The 24,016-nt window shown below is 71.6% G+C and carries 19 protein-coding genes and 2 pseudogenes; 14 read left to right on the top strand and 7 right to left on the bottom strand.

The window, feature by feature from the left end:
• Nucleotides 1-33: 33 nt before the first annotated feature.
• Both ACZ42A_RS11185 and ACZ42A_RS11180 read right to left on the bottom strand, forming a co-directional pair.
• The gene (locus ACZ42A_RS11185) at nucleotides 34-1,656 is read right to left on the bottom strand and encodes a penicillin-binding transpeptidase domain-containing protein (protein WP_468526904.1); all 1,623 of its coding nucleotides are present in this window, start codon (nucleotides 1,654-1,656) and stop codon (nucleotides 34-36) included.
• Nucleotides 1,657-1,756: 100 nt separating this feature from the next.
• On the bottom strand, nucleotides 1,757-3,499 hold the full coding sequence (locus ACZ42A_RS11180; RefSeq protein ID WP_468526903.1) for a dolichyl-phosphate-mannose--protein mannosyltransferase: 1,743 nt from the start codon (nucleotides 3,497-3,499) through the stop codon (nucleotides 1,757-1,759).
• Nucleotides 3,500-3,561: 62 nt separating this feature from the next.
• Between ACZ42A_RS11180 and rsmI the strand changes: the two genes are divergently transcribed.
• The 6 genes and pseudogenes from rsmI (at nucleotide 3,562) to ACZ42A_RS11150 (ending at nucleotide 9,200) form a co-directional block, all read left to right on the top strand.
• Entirely contained in the window at nucleotides 3,562-4,422 is an 861-nt protein-coding gene (rsmI, locus tag ACZ42A_RS11175) for a 16S rRNA (cytidine(1402)-2'-O)-methyltransferase (protein WP_468526902.1), read from the top strand.
• 220 nt (nucleotides 4,423-4,642) lie between these two features.
• Nucleotides 4,643-4,894, top strand: a pseudogene (locus ACZ42A_RS11170) (hypothetical protein); the annotation flags it as partial.
• Nucleotides 4,895-4,953: 59 nt separating this feature from the next.
• On the top strand, nucleotides 4,954-5,823 hold the full coding sequence (locus ACZ42A_RS11165) for a TatD family hydrolase (RefSeq protein WP_468526901.1): 870 nt from the start codon (nucleotides 4,954-4,956) through the stop codon (nucleotides 5,821-5,823).
• A 117-nt stretch (nucleotides 5,824-5,940) separates the two neighbouring features.
• Nucleotides 5,941-7,377, top strand: a complete 1,437-nt coding sequence (locus tag ACZ42A_RS11160; RefSeq protein WP_468526900.1) for a ubiquitin-like domain-containing protein — start codon at nucleotides 5,941-5,943, stop codon at nucleotides 7,375-7,377.
• A gap of 39 nt (nucleotides 7,378-7,416) precedes the next feature.
• Entirely contained in the window at nucleotides 7,417-8,307 is an 891-nt protein-coding gene (rsmA, locus tag ACZ42A_RS11155) for a 16S rRNA (adenine(1518)-N(6)/adenine(1519)-N(6))-dimethyltransferase RsmA (protein ID WP_468526899.1), read from the top strand.
• Nucleotides 8,304-9,200 carry a 4-(cytidine 5'-diphospho)-2-C-methyl-D-erythritol kinase gene (locus ACZ42A_RS11150; protein ID WP_468526898.1) on the top strand — a complete coding sequence of 299 codons (897 nt, stop codon included), beginning with the start codon at nucleotides 8,304-8,306 and terminating at the stop codon, nucleotides 9,198-9,200. The genes rsmA and ACZ42A_RS11150 overlap by 4 nt, the downstream gene beginning before the upstream one ends.
• 6 nt (nucleotides 9,201-9,206) lie before the next feature.
• Here the strand turns inward: ACZ42A_RS11150 and ACZ42A_RS11145 are convergent.
• A pseudogene (locus tag ACZ42A_RS11145) lies at nucleotides 9,207-9,578 on the bottom strand (Uma2 family endonuclease); the annotation flags it as partial.
• 215 nt (nucleotides 9,579-9,793) lie between these two features.
• Here ACZ42A_RS11145 and ACZ42A_RS11140 point away from each other — a divergent pair.
• From ACZ42A_RS11140 to ACZ42A_RS11125, 4 genes are all read left to right on the top strand, one after another.
• Entirely contained in the window at nucleotides 9,794-11,599 is a 1,806-nt protein-coding gene (locus ACZ42A_RS11140) for an ABC-F family ATP-binding cassette domain-containing protein (protein WP_468526897.1), read from the top strand.
• Between the two features lie 214 nt (nucleotides 11,600-11,813).
• The gene (locus tag ACZ42A_RS11135; RefSeq protein ID WP_468526896.1) at nucleotides 11,814-13,616 is read left to right on the top strand and encodes an outer membrane protein assembly factor BamB family protein; all 1,803 of its coding nucleotides are present in this window, start codon (nucleotides 11,814-11,816) and stop codon (nucleotides 13,614-13,616) included.
• A 55-nt stretch (nucleotides 13,617-13,671) separates the two neighbouring features.
• Nucleotides 13,672-15,573 (top strand): outer membrane protein assembly factor BamB family protein, encoded by a 1,902-nt coding sequence (locus ACZ42A_RS11130; protein ID WP_468526895.1) that lies wholly within the window; start codon nucleotides 13,672-13,674, stop codon nucleotides 15,571-15,573.
• Between the two features lie 295 nt (nucleotides 15,574-15,868).
• Complete coding sequence (locus ACZ42A_RS11125) at nucleotides 15,869-16,582, top strand: helix-turn-helix transcriptional regulator (protein WP_468526894.1); 714 nt, start codon at nucleotides 15,869-15,871, stop codon at nucleotides 16,580-16,582.
• 33 nt (nucleotides 16,583-16,615) lie between these two features.
• Here the strand turns inward: ACZ42A_RS11125 and ACZ42A_RS11120 are convergent, their stop codons facing one another.
• Nucleotides 16,616-16,957, bottom strand: a complete 342-nt coding sequence (locus ACZ42A_RS11120) for a hypothetical protein (RefSeq protein ID WP_468526893.1) — start codon at nucleotides 16,955-16,957, stop codon at nucleotides 16,616-16,618.
• Nucleotides 16,958-16,987: 30 nt separating this feature from the next.
• Nucleotides 16,988-18,676 carry a sodium:solute symporter family protein gene (locus ACZ42A_RS11115; RefSeq protein WP_468526892.1) on the bottom strand — a complete coding sequence of 563 codons (1,689 nt, stop codon included), beginning with the start codon at nucleotides 18,674-18,676 and terminating at the stop codon, nucleotides 16,988-16,990.
• A 121-nt stretch (nucleotides 18,677-18,797) separates the two neighbouring features.
• On the opposite strand from ACZ42A_RS11115, the gene galT reads away from it, so the two are divergent.
• The 3 genes from galT to galK are packed head-to-tail and all read left to right on the top strand — an operon-like array spanning nucleotide 18,798 to nucleotide 22,008.
• Nucleotides 18,798-19,856 carry a galactose-1-phosphate uridylyltransferase gene (galT, locus tag ACZ42A_RS11110; protein ID WP_468526891.1) on the top strand — a complete coding sequence of 353 codons (1,059 nt, stop codon included), beginning with the start codon at nucleotides 18,798-18,800 and terminating at the stop codon, nucleotides 19,854-19,856.
• Nucleotides 19,856-20,851, top strand: a complete 996-nt coding sequence (gene galE, locus ACZ42A_RS11105) for a UDP-glucose 4-epimerase GalE (protein WP_468526890.1) — start codon at nucleotides 19,856-19,858, stop codon at nucleotides 20,849-20,851. The genes galT and galE overlap by 1 nt, the downstream gene beginning before the upstream one ends.
• Before the next feature lie 2 nt (nucleotides 20,852-20,853).
• Nucleotides 20,854-22,008, top strand: a complete 1,155-nt coding sequence (galK, locus tag ACZ42A_RS11100) for a galactokinase (RefSeq protein WP_468526889.1) — start codon at nucleotides 20,854-20,856, stop codon at nucleotides 22,006-22,008.
• Nucleotides 22,009-22,019: 11 nt separating this feature from the next.
• Here galK and ACZ42A_RS11095 read toward each other — a convergent pair whose 3' ends face one another.
• Nucleotides 22,020-22,472 (bottom strand): GNAT family N-acetyltransferase, encoded by a 453-nt coding sequence (locus ACZ42A_RS11095; RefSeq protein ID WP_468526888.1) that lies wholly within the window; start codon nucleotides 22,470-22,472, stop codon nucleotides 22,020-22,022.
• Nucleotides 22,473-22,722: 250 nt separating this feature from the next.
• On the opposite strand from ACZ42A_RS11095, the gene ACZ42A_RS11090 reads away from it, so the two are divergent.
• The gene (locus ACZ42A_RS11090; protein ID WP_468526887.1) at nucleotides 22,723-23,502 is read left to right on the top strand and encodes a LuxR C-terminal-related transcriptional regulator; all 780 of its coding nucleotides are present in this window, start codon (nucleotides 22,723-22,725) and stop codon (nucleotides 23,500-23,502) included.
• Here ACZ42A_RS11090 and tamR read toward each other — a convergent pair.
• On the bottom strand, nucleotides 23,461-23,958 hold the full coding sequence (tamR, locus tag ACZ42A_RS11085) for a MarR family transcriptional regulator TamR (RefSeq protein WP_104780304.1): 498 nt from the start codon (nucleotides 23,956-23,958) through the stop codon (nucleotides 23,461-23,463). The genes ACZ42A_RS11090 and tamR overlap by 42 nt on opposite strands.
• Nucleotides 23,959-24,016 lie beyond the last annotated feature (58 nt).

Raw genomic sequence — 24,016 nt, 5'->3', positions numbered from 1 at the left:
ACCACCCTAGAGTCCCGTCCGGTGAGGGTGAGATCAGCCACCCCCGCGCAGCACCGACGCCACGATCGGGCCCGCCGCGTCGCCGCCCCGGCCGCCCTGCTGGACCATGGCGGCCGCCGCGACGTCGTCGCGGTAGCCGGTGAACCAGCTGTTGGCCTTGGCCCCGTCGACCTCGGCGGAGCCGGTCTTCGCGCCGATGCTGCCGGGCAGCTGGGACATCACGGAGGCCGCGGTGCCGCTGGTGGCGGTGCGGTTCATCATCGCCCGCAGCTGCTGGACCGTGCTCGAGTCCAGCCCCCGCGCGGTGGCCAGTTCCCGGTCGTCGAGGCTCTGCGGCACGATCACCGGCTGCCGGAAGACGCCCGTTGTCGCGGTCGCGGTCACCGACGCCATGTTCAGCGGGCTCATCTGGACCTGGCCCTGGCCTATGAGATTGGCGGCCTTGTCCGGGCCGCCGGAGGCGGGGACCGAGCCGTCGAAGGAGGGCACGCCGACCTGCCAGTTGTGGCCGATGCCGAAGCGGTCCTCGGCCTCGCGGGTCAGGGACTCGACCTTGAGCGAGTCCGCGAACTTGATGAAAGCCGTGTTGCAGGAGCGGGCGAAGCTCTCGGAGAGGGTGGCGTTGTCGTTGGGGGTCAGGCCCGGCAGGTTGCCGAAGGTCTGGCTCTCCCACATCGCCTTGTCCGGACAGGGGGCCGGCTCGTTCATACCGGCCAGCCCGGTGTCGATGAGGGTGGCCGCGCTGACGATCTTCATCGTCGAGCCGGGCGCCACCTGCCCCAGGAACGCCGCGTTCCAGCCGTCCGCGCGGTTGTTGGCGACCGCCAGCACCTCGCCGGTGCTCGGCTTGACGGCGACCACGGACGACTCGGCGTACTGCTTCACCGCCGTCTCGGCCGCCGCCTGCGCGGTCGCGCTGAGCGTCGTGGGCAGCTTGCCGGGCTTGCCCTCGGCGAGGGTCAGCAGCGAGGTGTCGGCGGCGCCGGTCTCCTCGGGGTGCCGCACCACCAGCTCGACGCCCGGGGTGCCGCCGGCCTTGTCGCCGTAGCGCTTGCGCAGTTCGTCGAGGATCGGGCCGAGCGAGGGGTACTTCTCCTTGCTCAGCACCGTGCCGTTACGGTCCACCGCCTCGATCGGCGGGCTCGCCGACTCCTCCGTGACGAGGGTGTCGCCGTCCTTCAGCGCCGGGTGGACGACCGACGGCTCCCAGTCGACCAGCGCCCGGCCGGTCGTCACCCCGCGGACGACGGTGAGCTTGCTGTCGTACGCCAGCGGCTTGCTCTTGCCGTCGTACGACACCGTCCCCTTCACCGAGAACGGCACCGTGGCGCCCTTGGCGGCGCCCGGCGTGATCTTCACGCCGGTGATGTGCGCGTCCTCGCCGAACGCCGTCAGCAGCGGTCCGGCCGCCTCGGCGTTGTTGGTGTACGACGCCGCGGTCGGACCCTGGCCCTTCTCCCACGCGGCGAAGAACTTCCGCGTGGTCTCCGCGACCTCGTCGCCGCTCGGCGGCCCGGTCTTCACGGTCTCGGTGCCGCCCGACCCGCCCCCGTCGCCGTTCAGCGCGGACACGATGTTGAACGCCCCGTACCCGGCGCCGCCGACCATCGCGGCGAACACCGTGCCGACGATGGCGCCCTTGACCCCCTTGCGCATCGCGCAGTCCCCTCCCCGTTGTGGTCCCTCGCACTGTAGGCGGCGGGTGTGACAACGGGGGCGGAAGTTTTTCCGATTGTTAGATGCACCTACCGCACCGTCAGACCCAGGTATCCAGCCACATCCGTGAACGCCAGTCATCGATCGGGATCGCCATGCCGGTGTAGATCGGCCAGAAGTAGATGAAGTTCCAGGCGATCAGCAGCACCAGCACACCCGCACCCGTCGCCCCCGCCACCCGGCGGGTGTCGCTCGCGCCGGGCGGGCCGACCAGCGCGCCGACCAGCATCGCCACCGCCAGGCACAGGAACGGCACGAAGACGACGGCGTAGAAGAAGAAGATCGTCCGCTCCTGGTACAGGAACCACGGCAGATACCCGGCGGCGATGGCACAGGCGATCGCGCCCGCCCGCCAGTCGCGGCGGAAGAACCAGCGCCACAGCACGTACAGCAGCGCGAAACAGGCCACCCACCACAGCATCGGCGTGCCCAGGGCCAGCACCTCGCGGGCGCACTTCTCGCCCGCGTCGGCGGGGCAGCCGTCCTTGCCGGGCAGCGGCGACTCGTAGAAGTACGACACCGGGCGCCCGGTGACGATCCAGCTCCACGGGTTCGACTCGTAGGTGTGCGGCGAGGACAGGCCGACATGGAAGTCGTACACCTGCGTCTCGTAGTGCCACAGGCTGCGCCACCAGTCCGGGAAGAGCCACGACCAGCTGCTGTCCTTGCCGTCGGTCGCGGCCCAGTCGCGGTAGTAGCCGCCGCTGCCGTCGCTCGGGGAGAGGATCCAGCCGAGCCAGCTCGCGACATAGGTGGCGATCGCGACCGGCACCGTCGACAGGAACGCCCAGCCCAGATCGCGCCGGACGACGGTCAGGTACGGGTTCCGGGCCCCCGCGACGCGGCGGGAGGCCACGTCCCACAGGACCGTCATCAGGCCGAACGCCGCCAGGATGTACAGGCCGTTCCACTTGGTGCCGATGGCCAGCCCCAGCATCAGGCCCGCCAGCAGCCGCCAGGGCCGCCAGCCGAGGCGGGTGTGCTCCGCCGTGTACACGTCCGGGCGGACCCGGCCGTCGGCGTCCGCGGGGAGCGCGGCGGCCAGCTTCTCGCGCGCCTTGTCCCGGTCCACCACCAGGCAGCCGAACGCGGCCAGCACGAAGAACATCAGCACGCCGTCGAGCAGTGCGGTGCGGCTCATCACGAAGTGCAGCCCGTCCACCGCCAGCAGCGCGCCCGCCAGGCAGCCCAGGAAGGTGGAACGGAACAGCCGGCGGCCGATCCGGCACAGCATCAGCACCGTCAGCGTGCCGAGCAGCGCCGTCATGAACCGCCAGCCGAACGGGGTGAACCCGAACATCAGCTCGCCGAGCCCGATGACGTACTTGCCGACCGGCGGATGCACCACGTACGCCGCGTCGGACGGGATCGGGACCTTGCCGCCGGTCGACAGGATCAGATCGTTGACGTTCTTGTCCCAGTTGACCTCGAAGCCGCGGTGGACGAGCGCCCAGGCGTCCTTGGCGTAGTACGTCTCGTCGAATATCACCGCCTTCGGGCTGCCCAGGTTCCAGAACCGCAGCACACCCGCGAACGCCGTCACCAGCAGCGGGCCCAGCCAGCCCGACCAGCGCACGAGCCAGGCCGCGAGCCCGTGCGGGACCGCGAGCGCCGCCCACAGCCGCGGGCTCGGCTCGGTGTACGGCGGCACCAGCCGGTCCCGGACGTCGCCGCGTGGCTCCGCGAGGTAGCCGAAACGGCGCAGCCGCCGCTGCCACGACGGCCGCGAGTCGGGGGCGGCCTGGTCCTGCCGGGTGTCCGTGGAGGACGCGGTACTGGTCACCGCGCCATGGTAGGGAACCGTGCTGTGTGAGTCCCGTGCATGGCCCCTGCGAGGATGGAACCGTGACAGACACTCCCGGAACCCTGGTCCTCGCCGGCACCCCCATCGGCGACATCTCCGACGCCCCGCCCCGGCTCGCCGAGGAGCTGGCCGGGGCCGACGTGGTCGCCGCGGAGGACACCCGGCGGCTGCGCCGCCTCACCCAGGCGCTGGGCGTCACCCCCAAGGGGCGCGTCGTGTCGTACTTCGAGGGCAACGAGTCCGCCCGTACGCCCGAACTGGTCGAGGCGCTGCTCGGCGGCGCGCGTGTGCTGCTCGTCACCGACGCGGGCATGCCGTCGGTGTCCGACCCCGGGTACCGGCTGGTCGCGGCCGCCGTGGAGCAGGACATCCGGGTGACCGCCGTGCCCGGCCCGTCCGCCGTGCTCACCGCGCTCGCGCTGTCCGGGCTGCCGGTGGACCGCTTCTGCTTCGAGGGGTTCCTGCCGCGCAAGGCGGGCGAGCGGCTGGCCCGGCTGCGGGAGGTCGCCGAGGAGCGGCGCACCCTCGTCTACTTCGAGGCGCCCCACCGGCTCGACGACACGCTCGCCGCGATGGCCGAGGTGTTCGGCGGGGAGCGGCGGGCCGCCGTCTGCCGTGAGCTGACCAAGACGTACGAGGAGGTCCGGCGCGGGCCGCTGGCCGAGCTGGCGGAGTGGGCGGCGGAGGGGGTGCGCGGGGAGATCACGGTTGTGGTCGAGGGCGCCCCCGAGCGGGCGCCGGAGGCGCTGGGGGCGGAGGAGCTGGTGCGGCGTGTGCGGGTGCGTGAGGAGGCGGGGGAGCGGCGTAAGGAAGCCATTGCCGCAGTGGCTGTGGAGGCGGGGGTTCCTAAGAGGGTGGTTTTCGACGCGGTGGTTGCTGACAAGCGGTCGTCTGCGGGTTGAGTGGGGCTGGTCGCGCCCACGCGGCGGAGCCGCATATCGGACAGGGCCCCGCGCCCCTGGGTAGGTCTCCCATCCGCGGGTAAAGCAGTGCGGGCGTTTCGGCAAGAGGTGCCCAAAAGCCGTTCAACCTTGGACAGTTGGCGTGCTTTCGGTGTTCGTCGGGAGTCCACTGGGGGGCAGGGCGAGAACCGTCCCTCTCCAGCGGACATCAGGAGCTGCCATGCGTCAGCCGACCGCCGTCGTTCACGAGTCGTACTCCTTCGCCTGTATGCGATGCGGGCACGGGTGGGAGCAGTCGTACGAGATAGAGCACCACGTGGACGGGGAGGGCCACGAATTCGTGCTGTACGTGTCGGACGGGCGGGTCGTGCCGTCGCCGTTGAGCCGGCCCACGTGCGCCAACTGCGAGGGGCACCTCGTGCGGATCATGCGGGCCGGGCAGGTGTCGTCGGCGCTGAGCGCGCTGCCGCGGGGCTGGGCGAAGTGATCAAGCCGTCGATGCGGGGCGTGCCCCTTTCGTAGGATCGGGGCATGTCTTCCCACGACGAAGCCCCGCCGCTGCCCGAGCCCCTCCGGGTGCCGGTCGCCGACTCCCACACCCACCTCGACATGCAGTCCGGCACGGTCGCCGAGGCCCTGCTGACGGCCGAGTCCGTGGGTGTGACGACGCTGGTCCAGGTCGGCTGCGACATACGCGGCTCGCAGTGGGCGGCCGAGACGGCCGCGGCCTACGAGAACGTCCACGCGACCGTCGCCCTGCACCCCAACGAGGCCCCCCGCATCGTGCACGGAGACCCGGACGGCTGGTCCCGGCAGGGTGCGCGCGAGCCCGGCGGGCAGGCGGCGCTGGACGCGGCGCTGGCCGAGATCGACCGGCTGGCCGCGCTGCCCCAGGTGAAGGGCGTCGGGGAGACCGGCCTGGACTACTTCCGCACCGGCCCCGAGGGCAAGGAGGCGCAGGAGACGTCCTTCCGCGCCCACATCGAGATCGCCAAGCGGCACGGCAAGGCGCTCGTCATCCACGACCGCGAGGCCCACGCGGACGTGCTGCGCATCCTCAAGGAGGAGGGCGCGCCGGAGCGGACGGTGTTCCACTGCTACTCCGGGGACGCCGAGATGGCGGAGATCTGCGCCCGCGCGGGGTACTACATGTCCTTCGCCGGCAACGTCACCTTCAAGAACGCCCGGAACCTGCGGGACGCGGTGGCGGTGGCCCCGCTGGAGCTGCTGCTGGTGGAGACCGACGCGCCCTTCCTGACGCCGGCGCCCTACCGCGGACGGCCCAACGCGCCGTATCTCATTCCGATCACGGTGCGGGCGATGGCCGCCGTGCGCGGGATCGAGGAGGACGAGCTGGCGACCGCCGTCGCGGCGAACACCGCACGTGCCTTCGACTACTGATCACGACCGTCCGTAGTCGCGTCGCTTTGGAGAGTGACCGCCGCTCCGCTAGGTTCTGGGGGCCCGATCGGACCCTTGGGCTCCTTCTGGATCTCTGGCCCCCTGGAGTGTGTCGGCGTGAGCAGCTCGCAGTACGCGCGGGACGCGCGGTATGGGTACGGCGCCGAGTACGCGCCCTACGGCACGGAGAACGCGCCCGGCGCGTACGGCGGCTTCGACGCGGCACCCGGACTCGACGCGCCCCCGGCCTTCGATCCGCCCCCGGCCTTCGATCGGCACAGTGCGGAGACGCTGGGGTACGGAGAGACGTTCGACGCGGCGGCGTACGGGGTGACCGAGGGGGCGTACGAGGACACGTACGCGCCGGCCTACGAGACCGCCTCCGCGCCCGTGCCCGCGCCGCGCACCGGAGTGAGCCGGCGGGCCGCGCGCCGGCGCAAGGCGCGGTACGCCGAGCGCCCGGACGGCTCCATGCGCCGCCTGCTCCCGCAGGCGCTGGTCGTCGCCTTTCTCGCCGGCGGCACCACCGCGTTCGTCGCCAAGGACAAGGCGATCGAGCTGAGCATCGACGGCAGACCCCGCATGCTGCACACCTTCGCCGACGACGTGACCGAGCTGCTCGCCGACGAGGGTGTCGCGGTGGGCGCGCACGACGTGGTCGCGCCCGCCCCGGGCACGGCGCTCGCCAGCGGCGACGAGGTGGTGGTGCGCTACGGGCGCCCCGTACGGCTCACCCTCGACGGACACCGGCGCGAGATCTGGACGACGGCGCGCACGGTCGACGGGGCGCTCAGACAGCTGGGGGTGCGTGCGGAGGGTGCGTACCTGTCCACCTCGCGCTCCCGGCGCATCGGGCGTGAAGGTCTCACGCTGGACGTGCGCACCGAGCGCTCCGTCACGATCATGGCCGACGGCCGCGCCCGCACCGTGCGCACCAACGCCGCGACCGTCCGCGAGGCCGTCGAGCAGGCCGGCATCACCCTGCGCGGCCAGGACACCACCTCCGTGCCGCCCGGCAGCTTCCCGCGGGACGGCCAGACCGTCACCGTGCTGCGGATCACGGGCACCAGGGAGGTGCGCGAGGAGCAGATCCCGTTCCAGGTGCGGCGGGTCGCGGACCCGGCGGTGTTCCAGGGCACCGAGGTCGTCGAGCAGGGCGGGCAGCCGGGGCTGCGCCGGGTCACGTACTCCCTGCGCACCGTCAACGGGGTCCGGCAGAAGCCGCGCCGGATCCGCAGCGAGGTGGTGCGCGAGCCGACCACGCAGGTGGTGAAGGTGGGCACGAAGCCGCTGCCGACCTCCGTGCGCGGCGCGGACCATCTGAACTGGCAGGGGCTCGCGGCGTGCGAGTCGGGCGGGCGGCCGGACGCGGTCGACCCCTCGGGGACGTACGGGGGCCTCTACCAGTTCGACACCCGGACCTGGCAGAGCCTCGGCGGCTCCGGCCGCCCCCAGGACGCGCCCGCCGCGGAGCAGACCTACCGGGCGAAGAAGCTGTACCTGCGGCGCGGGGCGAGCCCGTGGCCGCACTGCGGGGCGCGGCTGCGCGGCTGAGCGGCGGGGACGGCTGTGTGCGCCCCGTACCCTTGTGCCGTGAGCAGCCCCACCCCCGACGCCCTGCTGGGCCCCGCCGACATCCGCGAACTGGCGGCGGCCCTCGGCGTACGCCCCACCAAGCAGCGCGGCCAGAACTTCGTGATCGACGCGAACACGGTCCGCCGTATCGTCCGCACCGCCGAGGTGCGGCCCGACGACGTGGTCGTCGAGGTCGGCCCGGGGCTCGGCTCGCTCACCCTGGCGCTGCTGGAGGTGGCCGACCGGGTCACGGCGGTCGAGATCGACGACGTCCTCGCCGCCGCGCTGCCCGCGACGATCGCCGCCCGGATGCCGGAGCGCGCCGACCGGTTCGCGCTGGTGCACTCCGACGCGATGCACGTGACCGAACTGCCGGGCCCCCCGCCGACCGCGCTGGTCGCGAACCTGCCGTACAACGTCGCCGTGCCCGTGCTGCTGCACATGCTCGACACATTTCCGAGCATCGAGCGCACCCTGGTCATGGTCCAGTCGGAGGTCGCCGACCGGCTGGCCGCGGGGCCCGGGTCGAAGGTGTACGGCGTGCCGTCGGTGAAGGCGAACTGGTACGCCGAGGTCAAGCGCGCCGGGGCCATCGGCCGCAACGTCTTCTGGCCCGCGCCGAACGTCGACAGCGGGCTCGTCTCACTGGTCCGGCGGGCCGAGCCGATCAAGACGTCCGCCTCCAGGAAGGAGGTCTTCGCGGTCGTCGACGCGGCGTTCGCCCAGCGGCGCAAGACGCTGCGGGCCGCGCTCGCCGGATGGGCCGGCTCGGCGGCGGCCGCGGAGGCGGCCCTGGTCGCCGCGGGCGTCTCGCCGCAGGCGCGCGGCGAGGCCCTGACCGTCGAGGAGTTCGCCCGGATCGCCGAGAACAAGGCAGCCGCCCAGACCGAGGAGCCCGTGCAGCAGTGAGCGTCACCGTCCGCGTCCCGGCCAAGGTCAACGTCCAGCTCGCGGTCGGCGCCGCCCGCCCCGACGGCTTCCACGACCTGGCCAACGTCTTCCTGGCGGTCGGCCTGTACGACGAGGTCACCGTCACGCCGTCGCCCGAGGGCCTGCGGGTCACCTGCGAGGGGCCCGACGCCGATCAGGTCCCCCTGGACGACACCAACCTCGCCGCGCGGGCGGCGATCGAGCTGGCCAGGCGCCACGGCCGTACCCCCGACGTGCACGTCCACATCGCCAAGGACATCCCCGTCGCGGGCGGCATGGCGGGCGGCAGTGCGGACGGCGCGGGCGCGCTGCTCGCCTGCGACGCGCTGTGGGGCACGAACGCCTCCCGCGCGGAACTGCTCGACATCTGCGCCGAGCTGGGCAGCGATGTGCCGTTCAGCCTGGTCGGCGGGGCGGCGCTGGGAGTCGGGCGGGGCGAGAAGCTGACGGCGCTGGAGGTCGGCGGGACCTTCCACTGGGTGTTCGCGCTGGCCGAGGGAGGTCTCTCGACCCCGGCCGTGTTCAGGGAGTTCGACCGCCTGACGGAGGGCACGGAGGTCCCGGAGCCGGTCGCGTCTCCGGAGCTCGTCGAAGCGCTGGCCAAGGGCGACGTCCACGCCCTCGCCGCGACGCTGGTGAACGACCTCCAACCCGCCGCGCTGTCCCTGCGCCCGTCCCTGGCCGACACCCTGTCCGCGGGCACGGCGGCGGGGGCCCTGGGGGCGCTGGTCTCGGGGTCCGGTCCGACGACGGCGTTCCTGTGTGAGTCGGCCGAGACGGCGGAGAAGGTGGCGGAGGCGCTGAGGGCGTCGGGCACGTGCCGCGCGGTGCGGGTGGCGGCGGGGCCGGTGGCGGGGGCGACGGTGCTCTGAGGGGGCTCAGTACCGGTCGATGGTGGTCAGGTCGATGTCGATCGGGTACGGCTTGTCGACCTTGATGCGGTCGCGATACGTGCCGGTGTGCACGTAGGCCCCGGTCAGAGGGTCCAGCGCGTACACATAGATGACGGGACGGTCGTCCGAGTCGTTCAGTTCCACCCGCCAGAAGTGCTCGATCCCGGCTGTGGCGTACTTCCGGGGCTTGGTCGTGCGGTCACGGGACTCGGTGCCCGGTGAGACGACCTCGACGGCCAGTACGACGTCGTGGGCCTCGTAGCTCATCTGGTCCAGCCCGGTGATCGCCTCCCGCCGGATCACGCTGACGTCGGGCTCGGGGCTGTTGCGCCGATCGAGGATGACGGTCATGTCCGAGCAGGTCGTCCACGGTGTAGCCGCCGTCGGGGGGAATGGTTCCGCTCACGGAGGCATCCTCGACCGCTGACCCAGGCAGCAACCACGGCCTCCCCGGCAGCAACCACGGCCTCCCCATCACGTCACCACAAAGAGTGACCACCCCCTCGCGCCCCGCCCCCACCCCCGGAGGCCCTACGCTTGAAGGCTGACCGTCCCCCGTACGCAGGAGAGAAATGGCCGTCAACCTGGTCAATGTCGAGAACGTCAGCAAGGTGTACGGCACCCGTACCCTCCTCGACGGCATCTCCCTCGGCGTCTCGGAAGGGGACCGGATCGGGGTCGTGGGCCGTAACGGTGACGGCAAGACGACGCTGATCCGGATGCTCGCCAAGCTGGAGGAGGCGGACACCGGGCGGGTCACGCACTCCGGCGGGCTGCGCATGGGCGTGCTCACGCAGCACGACTCGCTGGATCCCGAGGCGACCGTCCGGCACGAGGTCATCCGGGACCTGGCCGACCACGAGTGGGCGGGCAACGCCAAGATCCGGGACGTGCTGACCGGGCTGTTCGGCGGGCTCGACCTGCCCGGCTTCCCGCAGGGGCTGGACACCGTCATCGGTCCGCTCTCCGGTGGCGAGCGGCGCCGTATCGCGCTCGCCAAGCTGCTCATCGACGAGCAGGACCTGATCATCCTGGACGAGCCCACCAACCACCTCGACGTGGAGGGCATCGCCTGGCTGGCCCGGCATCTGCGCGAGCGGCGCTCGGCGCTGGTGTGCGTCACCCACGACCGGTGGTTCCTCGACCAGGTGTGCACCCGCATGTGGGACGTCCAGCGCGGCGACGTCTACGAGTACGAGGGCGGCTACTCCGACTACGTCTTCGCCCGCGCCGAGCGCGAGCGGATCGCCGCCACCGAGGAGGCCAAGCGGCAGAACCTGATCCGCAAGGAGCTGGCCTGGCTGCGCCGCGGCGCCCCCGCCCGCACGTCCAAGCCGCGCTTCCGCGTGGAGGCCGCCAACGAGCTGATCCAGGACGTGCCGCCGCCCCGGGACAGCAGCGAGCTGATGAAGTTCGCGTCGTCGAGGCTCGGCAGGACCGTGTTCGACCTGGAGGACATCACCGTCCAGGCCGGGCCCAAGATCCTGCTGAAGCACGTGACCTGGCACCTCGGCCCCGGCGACCGGATCGGTCTCGTCGGCGTCAACGGCGCCGGCAAGACCTCCCTGCTGCGCGCGATGGCCGAGGCCGCGCGGACCGAGGGCGAGGCCCAGCCCGCCGCCGGCCGGATCGCCGTGGGCAAGACCGTCAAGCTGGCCTACCTCTCGCAGGAGGTCGCCGAACTCGACCCGGACTGGCGGGTCCTGGAGGCCGTGCAGCGGGTCCGCGAGCGCGTGGACCTCGGCAAGGGCCGGGAGATGACCGCCGGGCAGCTGTGCGAGACGTTCGGCTTCAACAAGGAGAAGCAGTGGACGCCCGTCGGGGATCTGTCGGGTGGTGAGCGGCGGCGGCTCCAGCTGCTGCGCCTGCTCATGGACGAGCCCAACGTCCTCTTCCTCGACGAGCCCACCAACGACCTCGACATCGAGACCCTGACCCAGCTGGAGGACCTGCTCGACGGCTGGCCCGGCTCGATGATCGTGATCTCGCACGACCGGTTCTTCATCGAGCGCACCACGGACCGCGTGTTCGCCCTGCTCGGCGACGGCACACTGCGGATGCTGCCGCGCGGGATCGACGAGTACCTGGAGCGGCGGCAGAAGATGGAGGAGGCCGCCGCGGCCGCCGCACCCGTGGCGCAGAAGCCCGCGACCGCCGAGAAGAGCGCCGCCGACCAGCGCGCCGCGAAGAAGGAACTCCAGAAGATCGAGCGGCAGTTGGACAAGATCTCCGAGAGGGAGGCCAAGCTGCACGCGCAGATCGCCGAGAACGCCACGGACTTCGCGAAGGTGGCCGAACTGGACGCCGAACTGCGGGAACTGGCGGGGCAGCGCGAGGAACTGGAGCTGCGCTGGCTCGAACTCGCCGAGGACGCGTAGCGGTCGTGAAGGGCGCGTGAAGGCGCGTAACGACGGCATCACGGGCCGGTCCTCCCTTGGGTACAGGGGAGGATCCGGCCCGCTGCGTTGTCGGCGCCGGGTGATAGAAAGGGCCGTCTGAGAACCGTCTGAATACGTCTGAGAAATCACGGGTGTGGCGGAAACGCAGCGCCACAGGGCGCGGCGCCACATCGGTCACAAGGGGGAACCGCAGATGACCCAGCCGCCCAACCAGCCGCCGCAGCCGGGCGGTTTCGGCGCTCCGCAGGACCCGCCGCCGGGCGGCTTCGGTGCCCCGCAGAACCCGGGCCAGCCCACGCCTCCGCCGCCCGCACAGCCCCCGCAGCCGGGCTACGGCTATCCGCAGCAGCCCGGCCCGTACGGCGCGCCGCAGCAGCCGGGGCCGTACGGCCAGCCGGGTCAGCAGCCGGGTCCCTACGGCCAGCCGCAGCAGGGCCCGTACGCGGCCCAGCAGCCCGGCCCGTACGGCCAGCCCGGACAGCCCGGCCAGCAGCCCGGCTACGGCTACCCGCAGGCGCAGTTCCCGGGCGCTCCCGGCACTCCGCCGCCCGGCGGCTCCGGTTCCCGCAACCCGTTCAAGGGCAAGCCCGCGCTGGCGATCGGCGCGGCCGTGGCGGCGCTGCTGGTGATCGGCGGCACCGTGTACGCGGTCTCCGGCGGTGACGGCGGCGGCAAGAAGAAGCCGGTCGCCGAGAAGAGCGACGACGCCAAGCCCACCGGCACCGACGCCCCGGTCAACCCGGGCGACGGCAGCGGCGACGGCGGCGCCGACCCGGACAACCTCAACGAGGGCCGCCAGCCGGGCGAGTCGAGGGTGCTCTGGTACAAGGAGGCGCCCGACGCGCCCGGTTCCGGCGCCGACGCCAACGGCATGTGGATCACCGACAAGACGGCCGTGAAGGCGGCGTACGAGCAGCTCTTCGCGTACAACGTCGGCGACGGCAACCCGACCTGGGACCCGATCACCTTCCCGCAGAAGATCTGCGCGACCACCGCGCAGAAGACCGCCGACGACAAGATCGTCGTGGCGTACATGAACGGCGCCAGCGACCGCGCCAAGTGCAACCAGCTCCAGCAGATCGACCTCAACACCGGCGAGAAGGGCTGGACCGCCGAGATCGCGGACGGCGCGCTGTTCGACAGCACCATCACCGTGGAGCTGTCCCTGTCCGGCAACACCCTGATTGTGGGCCGCTCGCAGTCCGGCACGGCGTACGACGTCACCACCGGCAAGAAGCTCTTCGAGAAGAAGAAGTACGGCGACGCCTGCTTCCCGGCCGCCTTCGCGGGCGGCTCCCGGCTGATCCAGGTCGCCTCCTGTGGGGCCGCCACGGAGAACGAGCACGAGGAGATCTCCGAGCTCGACCCGAAGACCGGCAAGGTCAAGTGGACGTTCGCCTACGAGAAGGGCTGGCGGATCGGCCGCACCTTCTCCGTCGACCCGTTGGTGGTCTACAGCACCAACGAGGACAAGGACACCTGGAACATCGCCACGTTCACCCCGACCGGCAAGGTCCGCTCCCAGGTCGACATCAAGGACGGCATCGCCCCCGAGTGCGGCTGGGCCGTCCTCCAGCGCGACCTGACCGGCTGCCTCGGCGTCGCCGTCGACGCGAGCACCCTCTACCTGCCCACCGAGGCCACCACCGGCGCCAACGAGGTCATCGCCATCGACCTCGCCAAGGGCAAGGAGAAGTGGCGGGTGAAGTCCCCGGCCGACGAGACGATGCTGCCGCTGACAGCCGAGGGCGGCAAGCTCGTCGCCTACGTCGAGCCGTCGTACGACGCGGGCGGCCAGGTCGTGTCCATCGCCACCACCGGAAGCAGCCACAAGCCGGCCAAGCTGCTCCAGAACCCGGCGGGCGCGGCCCAGGTCGAGAACGGCTTCTTCTCCCGGGACATCGACTGGGTGGACGGGCGGCTGTATCTCTCCACCACGCGGCTGACCGGCAACGACGAATCGAAGGAGAAGCTGATGCTCGCCTACGGCAAGTGACGCGCCCTTCGACCCCCCGCCCGCTCGGCCGATCCGTTCCCCGAGGTACCACACCATGACCCAGCCGCCGCCCCCGCCGCCCAACCAGCCCCCGCAGGGGGGAGGGTTCGGCGCTCCCCAGGACCAGCCCCCGCAGCCGCCGCAGCAGCCGGGCGGCTTCGGCGCCCCGCAGACGCCGCCCACCCCGGCCCCGCAGCCGGGCTACGGCTACCCCCAGGCGCCGCAGCCCCCGCAGGGCGCCCCGGCCACCCCGCCGCCGCCTCCGCAGGGCGCGCCGCAGACCCCGCCGGCCGGCTACGGCTACCCCGGTCAGGGCCAGCAGCCGGGGCCGTACGGCAACGGGCCCGCCACCCCGCCGGGCCCGTACGGCGCCCCGGCCACCCCGGCGCCCGGTCCGTACGGTCAGCCCGGCCAGCAGCCGAACGCGTACGGCCAGCAGCCCGGCTACGGCTACCCGCAGCAGCCCACCATGCCGATGCAGCCGCAGGCGGCCCCGCCGGCCGGCGGCGGGCGGAAGATCAACGCCCAGCTGGCGATCATCGTGGCCGCGGTCGTGGCGATCGCGCTGATCGTCGGCGGCGGTGTCTGGTACGCCTCGTCCGGCACGGACGACGACAAGAACGACACCGCCAGCTCCAGCGGCGGCACCGGCGGCGGTGACGACAAGGGCGGCTCCGGCGGCACCGCGTCCAAGGGCTCGGAGAAGGTCCCCGGCAACCCCGCCTCCGAGGTGCTGTTCCAGGTCCCGATGCCGAAGGTGGCCAAGGACGACACGGTCGTCGTCGAGGGCTCCTGGCTCACCGACAAGGTGTACGCCAAGAGCGGCGTCGCCGAGATCGTCGGCTATGACCTCGAGAAGGGCACCAAGGCCTGGTCGATCAAGCTGCCCGGCCCGGTCTGCCATGCCAGCCGCCACATGACCGAGGACTACAGGACCGCGGTTGTCTTCCAGCCAAGGATGCCGGCGAAGAACTCCTCCGAGGGCTGCAGCCAGGTCGCGGCGATCGACCTCGCCGCGGGCACGAAGCTGTGGACGAAGACCGTCAAGTCCGGTGACCAGGACATCAACCTGGACAACGTCACGGTCAGCGCGTCCACCGTCGCCGTGGGCAGCACCAGCGGCGGCGGCGCGTTCGACCTGACCACGGGCAAGGCCCTGTGGACCCCGAAGCCCACCGACACCTGCTACGACGCGGGCTACGGCGGCGGCGCCAAGCTGGTCGCGGTGCGCAAGTGCGGCCAGTACGGCGCGCGGCAGCTGCACATCCAGACCATCGACCCGAAGTCCGGGAAGGTGATCTCCGAGTACAAGATGGCCCAGGGCATCGAGTACGCCAGCGTGGTGTCGACCGAGCCGCTGGTGGTGGCCGCCGACGTCGGTGACTCCGCGGGCGACGGCTCCGGCATCTCCGACTTCTTCTCCGTCGACAACAAGACCGGCAAGCTGCGCGCCCGCATCTCCGCGCCCGGCGACGACTACGCCGCCAAGTGCGACGGCATCTCCCGGATCGAGGACTGCGCGGGCCTCGCGGTCGGCAACGACCGGCTGTACATCCCGACCGAGGAGCACGACGGCACGGGCGAGTACGGCTCGACCAACGAGATCGTCGTCTTCGACCTGGCCACCGGCAAGCAGACCGGCCAGCGCGGCGACGCCGGCGACGGCTACACCATCACCCCGCTGCGCATGGACGGCGGCAATGTGATCGCGTACAAGTCGCCGCCGTACGACAAGGGCGGGCAGGTCGTCAGCCTCGACGGCGGCAGCTTCAAGGAGACCAAGCTGCTGGAGAACCCGTCCGACGAGACGATCCGCGACGTGGAGACCAGCATGCAGCCGGAGTACGCCGAGGTCCTGTACTCCCAGGGACGGCTGTTCCTGTCCGAGACGTACGCCAGCACGCGGTCCACGGGCGGCGAGGCGTACCTGGCGATCGCGTTCGGCGCGACCGGCTGATCCGGGCACCCGCTGATCCACCGGCGCACGCGCCAGAGCGTACGGCCCCGTCCCTGCTCAGGGACGGGGCCGTACGCGTAACTCTCAACACCGTCAACACCCTCGAATGAGCGGAATATCGGAGTTACGGGGCACTTCTCACCAGTAGGGGCAGCGCAACGTCGAACAAGCGTGTAGCTTCCGGGGGCATGAAAGGGCGTGGGAGCCGGGGGGCCCCGCGCCGGGGGTCTGTCCGAGTGATCTCGTGGGCATCCATAGGGGCGTCCACTGGGGGGACTGGGTGGGGGGTTGCTCGATGGGAGTGCGGCTCATGGTGGTCGACGACCACCGTCTGCTCGCCGAGGCGCTGGCCTCGGCGCTGAAGCTGCGCGGGCACCGGGTGCTGGCCGCGGCGGCGCCCGCCGCGGGGGCGGCGGAGCTGGTGATCGCCCGGGCGCCGGAGGTGTGCCTGCTGGGCACGGCGGCCCCGGCGGAGCCGGGCATGTTCGACCCGGTGATCCGCATCAAACGGGAGCGCCCACAGGTGGCGGTCCTGGTGCTGGGCCCGGTCCCGTCCCCGCGCGGCATCGCGGCGGCCTTCGCGGCGGGGGCCTCCGGCTACGTCCGCCACGACGAACGCATAGAGGGCGTGGAACGGGCCATCATGAAGGCCCGCGCGGGCGAGGCGGCCGTCGCCCCGGCCCTCCTTCAGGGCGCCTTCGGTGAACTCCTCAACCCCGCCGCCCAGCCCGACGACGAGGGCCAACGCCTCCTGGAGATGCTCACCCCACGCGAGGTCGAGGTTCTGATCCGCGTCGCCGACGGCGAGGACACCCGCCTCATCGCGGCCGGCATGGGCATCGCCCCGTCAACGGCCCGCACCCACGTCCAACGCGTCCTCATGAAACTCGGCGTCGGCTCCCGCCTGGAGGCGGCGGCCCTGGCGGCGCGCACGGGGTTGCTGGACCGGGCGGGGCCGCTGCGGCAGCCCGGCCACGGCCCGCGGACGGGCGCGGGGCCGGAGCCGTGACGGCCCCGGGCCCCGCGTCGGGTCAGCCTGCGGTCACTCCGCCTTCGGACGCTCCTCCGGCACGAGGTCCGGAGGCGGCGGAGCCGTGGGCCGTAGCTTCAGCCAGATCAGGAAGAACAGGCCGAGGGCCAGCATGCCCAGGCCGGTCCACAGGTTGATGTTGACGCCCTGCGCCTTGTCGATCGCGGCGTCGCCGTCGGTCAGGCCGGTGATCGTGACGATGACGCCGTAGATCACGAACAGGCCGCCGATGATGCGGCGGATGTCGAAGAGGCGGGCGGCCGTCGCGGACTTGGTCTCCAGCTCGGTGACCTCCCGTACGACGTCCTCCTCGGAGAACCCGTGGTGCCGGGGGTGCTCGGGGTGTTCGGACATGGTCTCTCCAACCCTTCTTGGAACACGCCGTCAGAACGAGAACGGGATGTAGCAGGCGGCGGCCAGGATGATCGCGCCCCAGCCCAGCAGCGCCGGCCTGCGGTACCAGGCCTCGTCGCCGGGCGCGGGCGGCTCCGCCATGCCGGGGGAGCGGGTGCCGTAGACCAGGCCCTGGAGCTCCTCGAGCGGCTTCGGCCGGGTGAACAGGGAGACGGCCACCATGACGACCGCGCCGGCGACGAAGCCCGCGATGGCGGAGACGAAGTTGGCGCCCTGGTCGGAGGGGATGTCGATGATGCCCTGCTTGTAGATGACGAAGTAGTTGACCATGGCCGCCGTCGTGCCCGCGAGCAGGCCCCAGAAGCCCGACTTCATCGACGCCCGCTTCCAGAACATGCCGATGATGAAGACCACGAACATCGGCACGTTGAAGAAGGAGAACAGCGTCTGGAGGTAGGCCATGATGTTCGAGAACGACGCCGCCAGGAACGCCGTGCCGATGGAGGCCAGGACGCCGATCGCGGTGATCAGGCGGCCGAACTTCACATAGTACGCGTCCTCGCGGTCCCGGACCACGTACTTCGCCCAGATGTCGTTGGTGAAGACCGTGTTGAACGACGAGATGTTCGCCGCCATGCCGGCCATGAAGGCCGCCAGCAGGCCCGTCACCGCGATGCCCAGCACGCCGTTGGGCAGCAGCGACTCCATCAGGTACGGGATGGCGTCGTTGTACTGGAGGTCCGAGTCGGCCGTGCCGATCCGCGGGACCAGCGCGGCGGCGACCAGGCCCGGGATCATCACCAGGAAGACGATGAAGATCTTCGGGAACGCCGCGATGAGGGGCGTGCGCTGGGCCGCCGAGAGGTTCTTCGCGGACAGCGCGCGCTGCACCTCGGCGAAGTTCGTCGTCCAGTAGCCGAAGGACAACACGAAGCCGAGGCCCAGCACGATGGTCAGCCAGTTGGCGCCGAGCGGGTTGTCGCTGCCGATGCCGGTGCCGCCCCAGGCGGTCATGAAGTCACCGCCGCGCTGCTCGGTCAGCCGGTCCGACAGGCCGTCCCAGCCGCCGACCGACTTCAGGCCGAGCACGGTGATCGGGATGAGCGCCGCCAGGATCACGAAGAACTGGAGCACCTCGTTGTAGATCGCCGAGGACAGGCCGCCGAGGGTGATGTACGCGAGGACGAAGAAGCCGGCGACCACGATCGCCACCCACTCCGGCCAGCCGAGCAGCGCCTCGACGACGATGGCGAGGGCGTAGAGGTTGACGCCGGCGATGAGGATCGCGGCGAAGGCGAAGAGGATCGCGCTCAGCAGGTGCGCACCCCTGTCGAAGCGCAGCAGCAGGAACTCGGGGACCGAGCGGACCTTGGAGCCGTAGTAGAAGGGCATCATCACCAGGCCGAGGAAGACCATGGCCGGGATGGCGCCGATCCAGTACCAGTGGGTGGTGTAGACGCCGTACTGCGCGCTGTTGGCGGCCATGCCCAGGATCTCGGTGGCGCCCAGGTTGGCGGCGATGAACGCGAGACCGGTGACCCAGGCCGGGAGGGAGCGGCCGGAGAGGAAGAAGTCGAGGCTGGTCTTGACCGAGCGGCGGGCGGCGAAGCCGATGCCCAGGACGACGACGAAGTAGATCCCGAGGATCGTGTAGTCGAGCCAGTTCGTCGGGAGTCGTAGCTCGGCCGCGAGGTGGACGTGCTGTGGGGGAATCTGCATCCGGGCCTCACCTTGCTTGGGGTTCTTTGTTCGGTTGTGATGGTGACTGGCGTGGGGATTTGTGCTTTGATGTGTTCGGTTCTGTTTGAAGCGTTGCCGGGTGTACGGATGGAGAGTGGCGGTGAAGAAGACTTCGACCCGCTTGGCCGACGGTCGTGAGCTCATCTACTACGACCTGCGGGACGACTCCGTGCGCGACGCGGTGGACCGCCGTCCGCTGGAGCCCACGGTCACCACTTCGGAGGTACGCCGGGATCCGCTGCTCGGCGACTCGGTCGCCGTCGCCTCGCACCGGCAGGGCCGCACCTACCACCCGCCGGCCGACGAGTGCCCCCTGTGCCCGTCCGAGGGCGACCGGCTGAGCGAGATCCCCGACTCGTCGTACGACGTCGTCGTCTTCGAGAATCGTTTCCCCTCCCTGGCCGGCGACTCCGGCCGCTGTGAGGTCGTCTGCTTCACCTCCGACCACACCTCGTCCTTCGCCGACCTGAGCGAGGAGCAGGCGCGGCTGGTGCTGGACGCGTGGACCGACCGGACGTCGGAGCTCTCCCATCTGCCCTCCGTGGAACAGGTGTTCTGCTTCGAGAACCGCGGCGCCGAGATCGGGGTGACCCTCCAGCACCCGCACGGGCAGATCTACGCCTACCCGTTCACCACCCCGCGCACCGCCCTGATGCTGCGTTCGCTCGCCGCCCACAAGGACGCCACCGGCGGGGAGAACCTGTTCGACGCCGTCCTGGAGCGCGAGCTGGCCGACGAGCGGGTCGTCCTTGAGGGTGAACACTGGGTGGCCTTCGTGCCGTACGCCGCGCACTGGCCGTACGAGGTCCACCTGTACCCGAAGCGCCGCGTGCCCGATCTGCTCGCGCTGGACGAGGAGGCGCGCTCAGAGTTCCCCAAGGTTTATCTGGAACTGTTGAGGCGCTTCGACCGGATCTTCGGTGAGGGAGAGCCGCCCACGCCGTACATCGCGGCCTGGCACCAGGCCCCGTTCGGCCAGCTGGAGGAGTTCGACGGCGTCTCGCGGGACGACTTCGCGCTCCACCTGGAGCTTTTCACCATCCGAAGGACTTCCGGCAAGCTGAAGTTTCTCGCGGGTTCCGAGTCCGGCATGAGCGTGTTCATCAACGACGTGCCGCCGGAGCGCGCGGCCGAGCGACTGCGAGAGGTAGCGAGTTGATGAGCGGTAAGTACCTGGTCACGGGCGGCGCGGGATACGTCGGCAGTGTGGTCGCCCAGCATCTGCTGGAGGCGGGTGCCGAGGTCACCGTCCTGGACAACCTCTCCACCGGCTTCCGCGAGGGCGTCCCCACCGGGGCCGCCTTCGTCGAGGGCGACATCCGCGACGCCGCCAAGTGGCTCGACTCCTCCTACGACGCCGTGCTCCACTTCGCCGCCTTCTCCCAGGTCGGCGAGTCGGTGGTGAAGCCGGAGAAGTACTGGGACAACAACGTCGGCGGCACCATGGCCCTGCTCGCCGCGATGCGCGAGGCGGGCGTGCGCAAGCTGGTCTTCTCCTCCACGGCGGCCACCTACGGGGAGCCCGTCAGCACGCCGATCACCGAGACCGACCCGACCGCCCCGACCTCCCCCTACGGGGCGTCCAAGCTCGCCGTCGACCACATGATCACCGGCGAGGCGAAGGCCCACGGCCTCGGCGCGGTCTCGCTGCGCTACTTCAACGTGGCCGGCGCGTACGGCGCCTACGGCGAGCGCCACGACCCCGAGTCCCACCTCATCCCGCTGGTCCTCCAGGTCGCCCAGGGCCGCCGCGACGCCATCTCCGTCTACGGCGACGACTACCCGACCCCGGACGGCACCTGCATCCGCGACTACATCCACGTCGCGGACCTGGCCGAGGCCCATCTGCTGGCCCTGAAGGCCGCGCAGCGGGGCGAGCACCTGATCTGCAACCTCGGCAACGGCAACGGCTTCTCCGTCCGCGAGGTCATCGAGACGGTCCGCCAGGTCACCGGCCACCCCATCCCGGAGGTCCCGGCCCCGCGCCGGGGCGGCGACCCCGCGGTCCTGGTGGCCTCCGCCGACACGGCCCGCGAGAAGCTGGGCTGGAACCCGTCCCGCGCGGATCTCGCGGGCATCGTGGCGGACGCGTGGCAGTTCGCGCAGACCATCGCCGCCGGCGCGAACGGCGCGAGCAAGGCAAGGGAGCAGTGAGAGTGGGCGCACAGCAGGTGCGGGACGGCTTCGTCGCGCTGTACGGGGCCGAGCCCGAAGGCGTCTGGGCGGCGCCCGGCCGCGTCAACCTCATCGGTGAGCACACCGACTACAACGACGGCTTCGTGATGCCCTTCGCGCTGCCGCACACCGCGATCGCCGCCGTCGCGCGGCGCACCGACGGCGTGCTGCGGATGCACTCCGCGGACGTCGAGGGCGGCGTCGTCGAGCTGCGCCTCGACGACCTCGCCCCCGAGTCCGACCAGGGCTGGACGGCCTACCCGGCGGGCGTGGTCTGGGCGCTGCGCGAGGCCGGGCACCCCGTGACCGGCGCGGACATCCACCTCACCTCCACCGTCCCGGCGGGCGGGGGCCTGTCCTCGTCGGCGGCCCTGGAGGTCGTGGTCGCCCTCGCCCTGAACGACCTGTACGAGCTGGGCCTGAAGGGCTGGCAGCTGGCCCGCCTGTGCCAGCGCGCCGAGAACGTCTACGTCGGCGCCCCGGTCGGCATCATGGACCAGACGGCCTCCGCGTGCTGCACCGAGGGCCACGCCCTGTTCCTGGACACCCGGGACCTGTCGCAGAAGCAGATCCCGTTCGACCTCGCCGCCGAGGGAATGCGGCTGCTGGTCGTCGACACCCAGGTCAAGCACGCGCACAGCACCGGCGAGTACGGCAAGCGCCGCGCGGGCTGCGAGAAGGGCGCCGCACTGCTGGGCGTCGACGCCCTGCGGGACATCCCGTACGGGGAGCTGGACGCGGCGCTGGAGCGGCTCGGCGACGAGGAGGAGGTGCGCCGCCTGGTCCGCCACGTGGTGACCGAGGACGAGCGCGTCGAGCGGGTGGTCGCCCTGCTGGAGTCCGGCGACACGCGGGCCATCGGCCCGGTCCTCACCGAGGGCCACGCCTCCCTGCGCGACGATTTCCGCGTCTCCTGCCCGGAGCTGGACCTGGTCGTCGACACCGCGCTCGCGGCCGGTGCGCTGGGCGCCCGGATGACCGGCGGCGGCTTCGGCGGCTCGGCGATCGTGCTCGCCGAGGCGGCCGACGTCGACACGATCACGAAGGCGGTCGAGGAGGCCTTCGCCGCGGCTGGCTTCACGGCACCGCGGGTCTTCGAGGCGGTTCCGTCGCCGGGGGCGCGGCGGATCGGCTAGAGCCCGCTGACTCAGAGCCTTTTGGTCAGGGTGTATTCGGTGATCCCCGGCGGATAGTCGGGGATCACGCACACCACCTCGTAGCCCCGCTTCTCGTAGAAACCGGGGGCCTGGAAGTCCCAGGTCTCCACCCGCGCGGCCCCGCAGCCGCGCTCCTCGTGGGCGATCCGCTCGGCCTCGGCCAGGACGCGGCTGCCGAGCCCGGTGCCCCGGTGGCGTTCGTCCACCCACAGATACGTCACCTGCAGCCAGGTCGCCCAGGTGTGGCCGACCAGTCCGCCCGCCAGCTCGCCCGCCTCGTCCAACGCCCACACGTGCAGCGGGACTTCGCGTTCCCCCGGGGTGCCGCGCAGGGCGGCCAGGACCGGGGAGGCGGCGGTGTTGGTGGCGCGCAGCCGCGAATGGAGAAGATCGCGCCGGGCCTTGTCGACTTCTGTCTCAATACGAAACATGCGGCTCACCATAAACGCGCCGGACTGCCAGTTCTGCAAATAACCTTCCGCCGCAGCCCCCCGCCCGTACTCTGAGGAACGGCACCGGTGGGGGCCGGTGCTGTTCAGGGGGCGAGACAAAGTCGGGTACGACGCCCGAAGCGGGGGTAGCAGTCACTGCACGGCGGCGGCCGTGCGGTTGTGGTTGCCACAAACGCCAGGGCGTCGTACCCGCGCCGGTGCTTTCGTTCTCCGGGTCTGTCCGGACCAGTGGGGGTTTTCAGTGGTTCGCATCCGAGTCCTGGTCGTCGACGACCACCGCATCTTCGCCGAGTCGCTGGCCGCGGCCCTGGCCGCCGAGCCCGACGTCGACGTGTCCGCGGCGGGCAGCGGCCCGGCCGCGCTGCGCAGCCTGGAGCGGGCGGCGGCCGAGGGCCGGCGGTTCGACGTGCTGCTCGTCGACGCCGACCTGGGCGGCGGCGGGCCCGGCGTGCGCCCGGCGGTGGCGGCCGTGCCCGCGCAGCGGGACGGCGGCGAGGAGGGCGTCGTCGACGGGATCTCCCTGGTCGCGGGCGTGCGCTCGGCGCAGCCCGGGGTGCGGATCGTGGTGCTCGCGGAGAAGGACGACCCGCGCCGGGCCGCCCTCGCGCTCCAGGCGGGCGCCTCCGGGTGGGTCGCCAAGGACTGTTCGCTGTCCCGGCTGCTCACCGTGATCCGCGGGGTGCTGCGGGACGAGACGCATCTGCCGCCGGCGCTGCTCACCGGCGTGCTGCGCGAGCTGACCGCCGCGCGCCGGCACCGCACCGAGAGCGAGCGGCTGGTGGAGTCGCTGACCCCGCGCGAGCGGGAGGTGCTGCGCTGCATGGTCGCGGGCCTCGGCCGCAAGGCGGTCGCCGAACGCCTCTTCCTCAGCCCGCACACCGTCCGCACGCATATGCAGAACGTGCTCGGCAAGCTGGGCGTGCACTCCACCCTCGCCGCCGTCGCACTCGCCCGGCGGGCCGGGGTGGGGCCGGTCGACCTAACCGGGGATGTTGTCGAACGGGGCGGTCAACTGGCGTAGCAGGGCGGCCAGTTCACCGCGCTGCGCGCGGGACAGCTCGGCCAGGATGGCACGCTCCTGGTCCAGCAGTCCGGCCAGCGCCTGGTCGGCGCGGTCGCGGCCCTCGTCGGTGAGCCGGACCAGCACCCCGCGCCGGTCACTCGGGTCGGGCAGCCGCTCGACCAGGCCCTTCTTCGCGAGCCGGTCGATGCGGTTGGTCATCGTGCCGGACGTCACCAGGGTCTGCGTCAGCAGCTGACCGGGGGAGAGCTGGTACGGCGTACCCGCGCGCCGCAGCGCGGTCAGCACGTCGAACTCCCAGGGCTCCAGGTTGTGCTCGGAGAAGGCCAGCCGGCGTGCGCGGTCCAGATGCCGGGCGAGCCTGCTCACCCGGCTGAGCACCTCGAGCGGTTCCACGTCGAGGTCCGGGCGCTCCCGGCGCCACGCTGCGACCAGCCGATCGACCTCGTCCTCCATGACGATCAGTGTAGTGGTTGTGTCGACATGAAGTCTCTTGACGTCGAGATACCTGCCT

The sequence above is a fragment of the Streptomyces sp. NPDC030838 genome (assembly GCF_055572035.1).
Note: the sequence above shows the minus strand (reverse complement) of the source record. Positions and strands in the feature narration are given on the sequence as shown.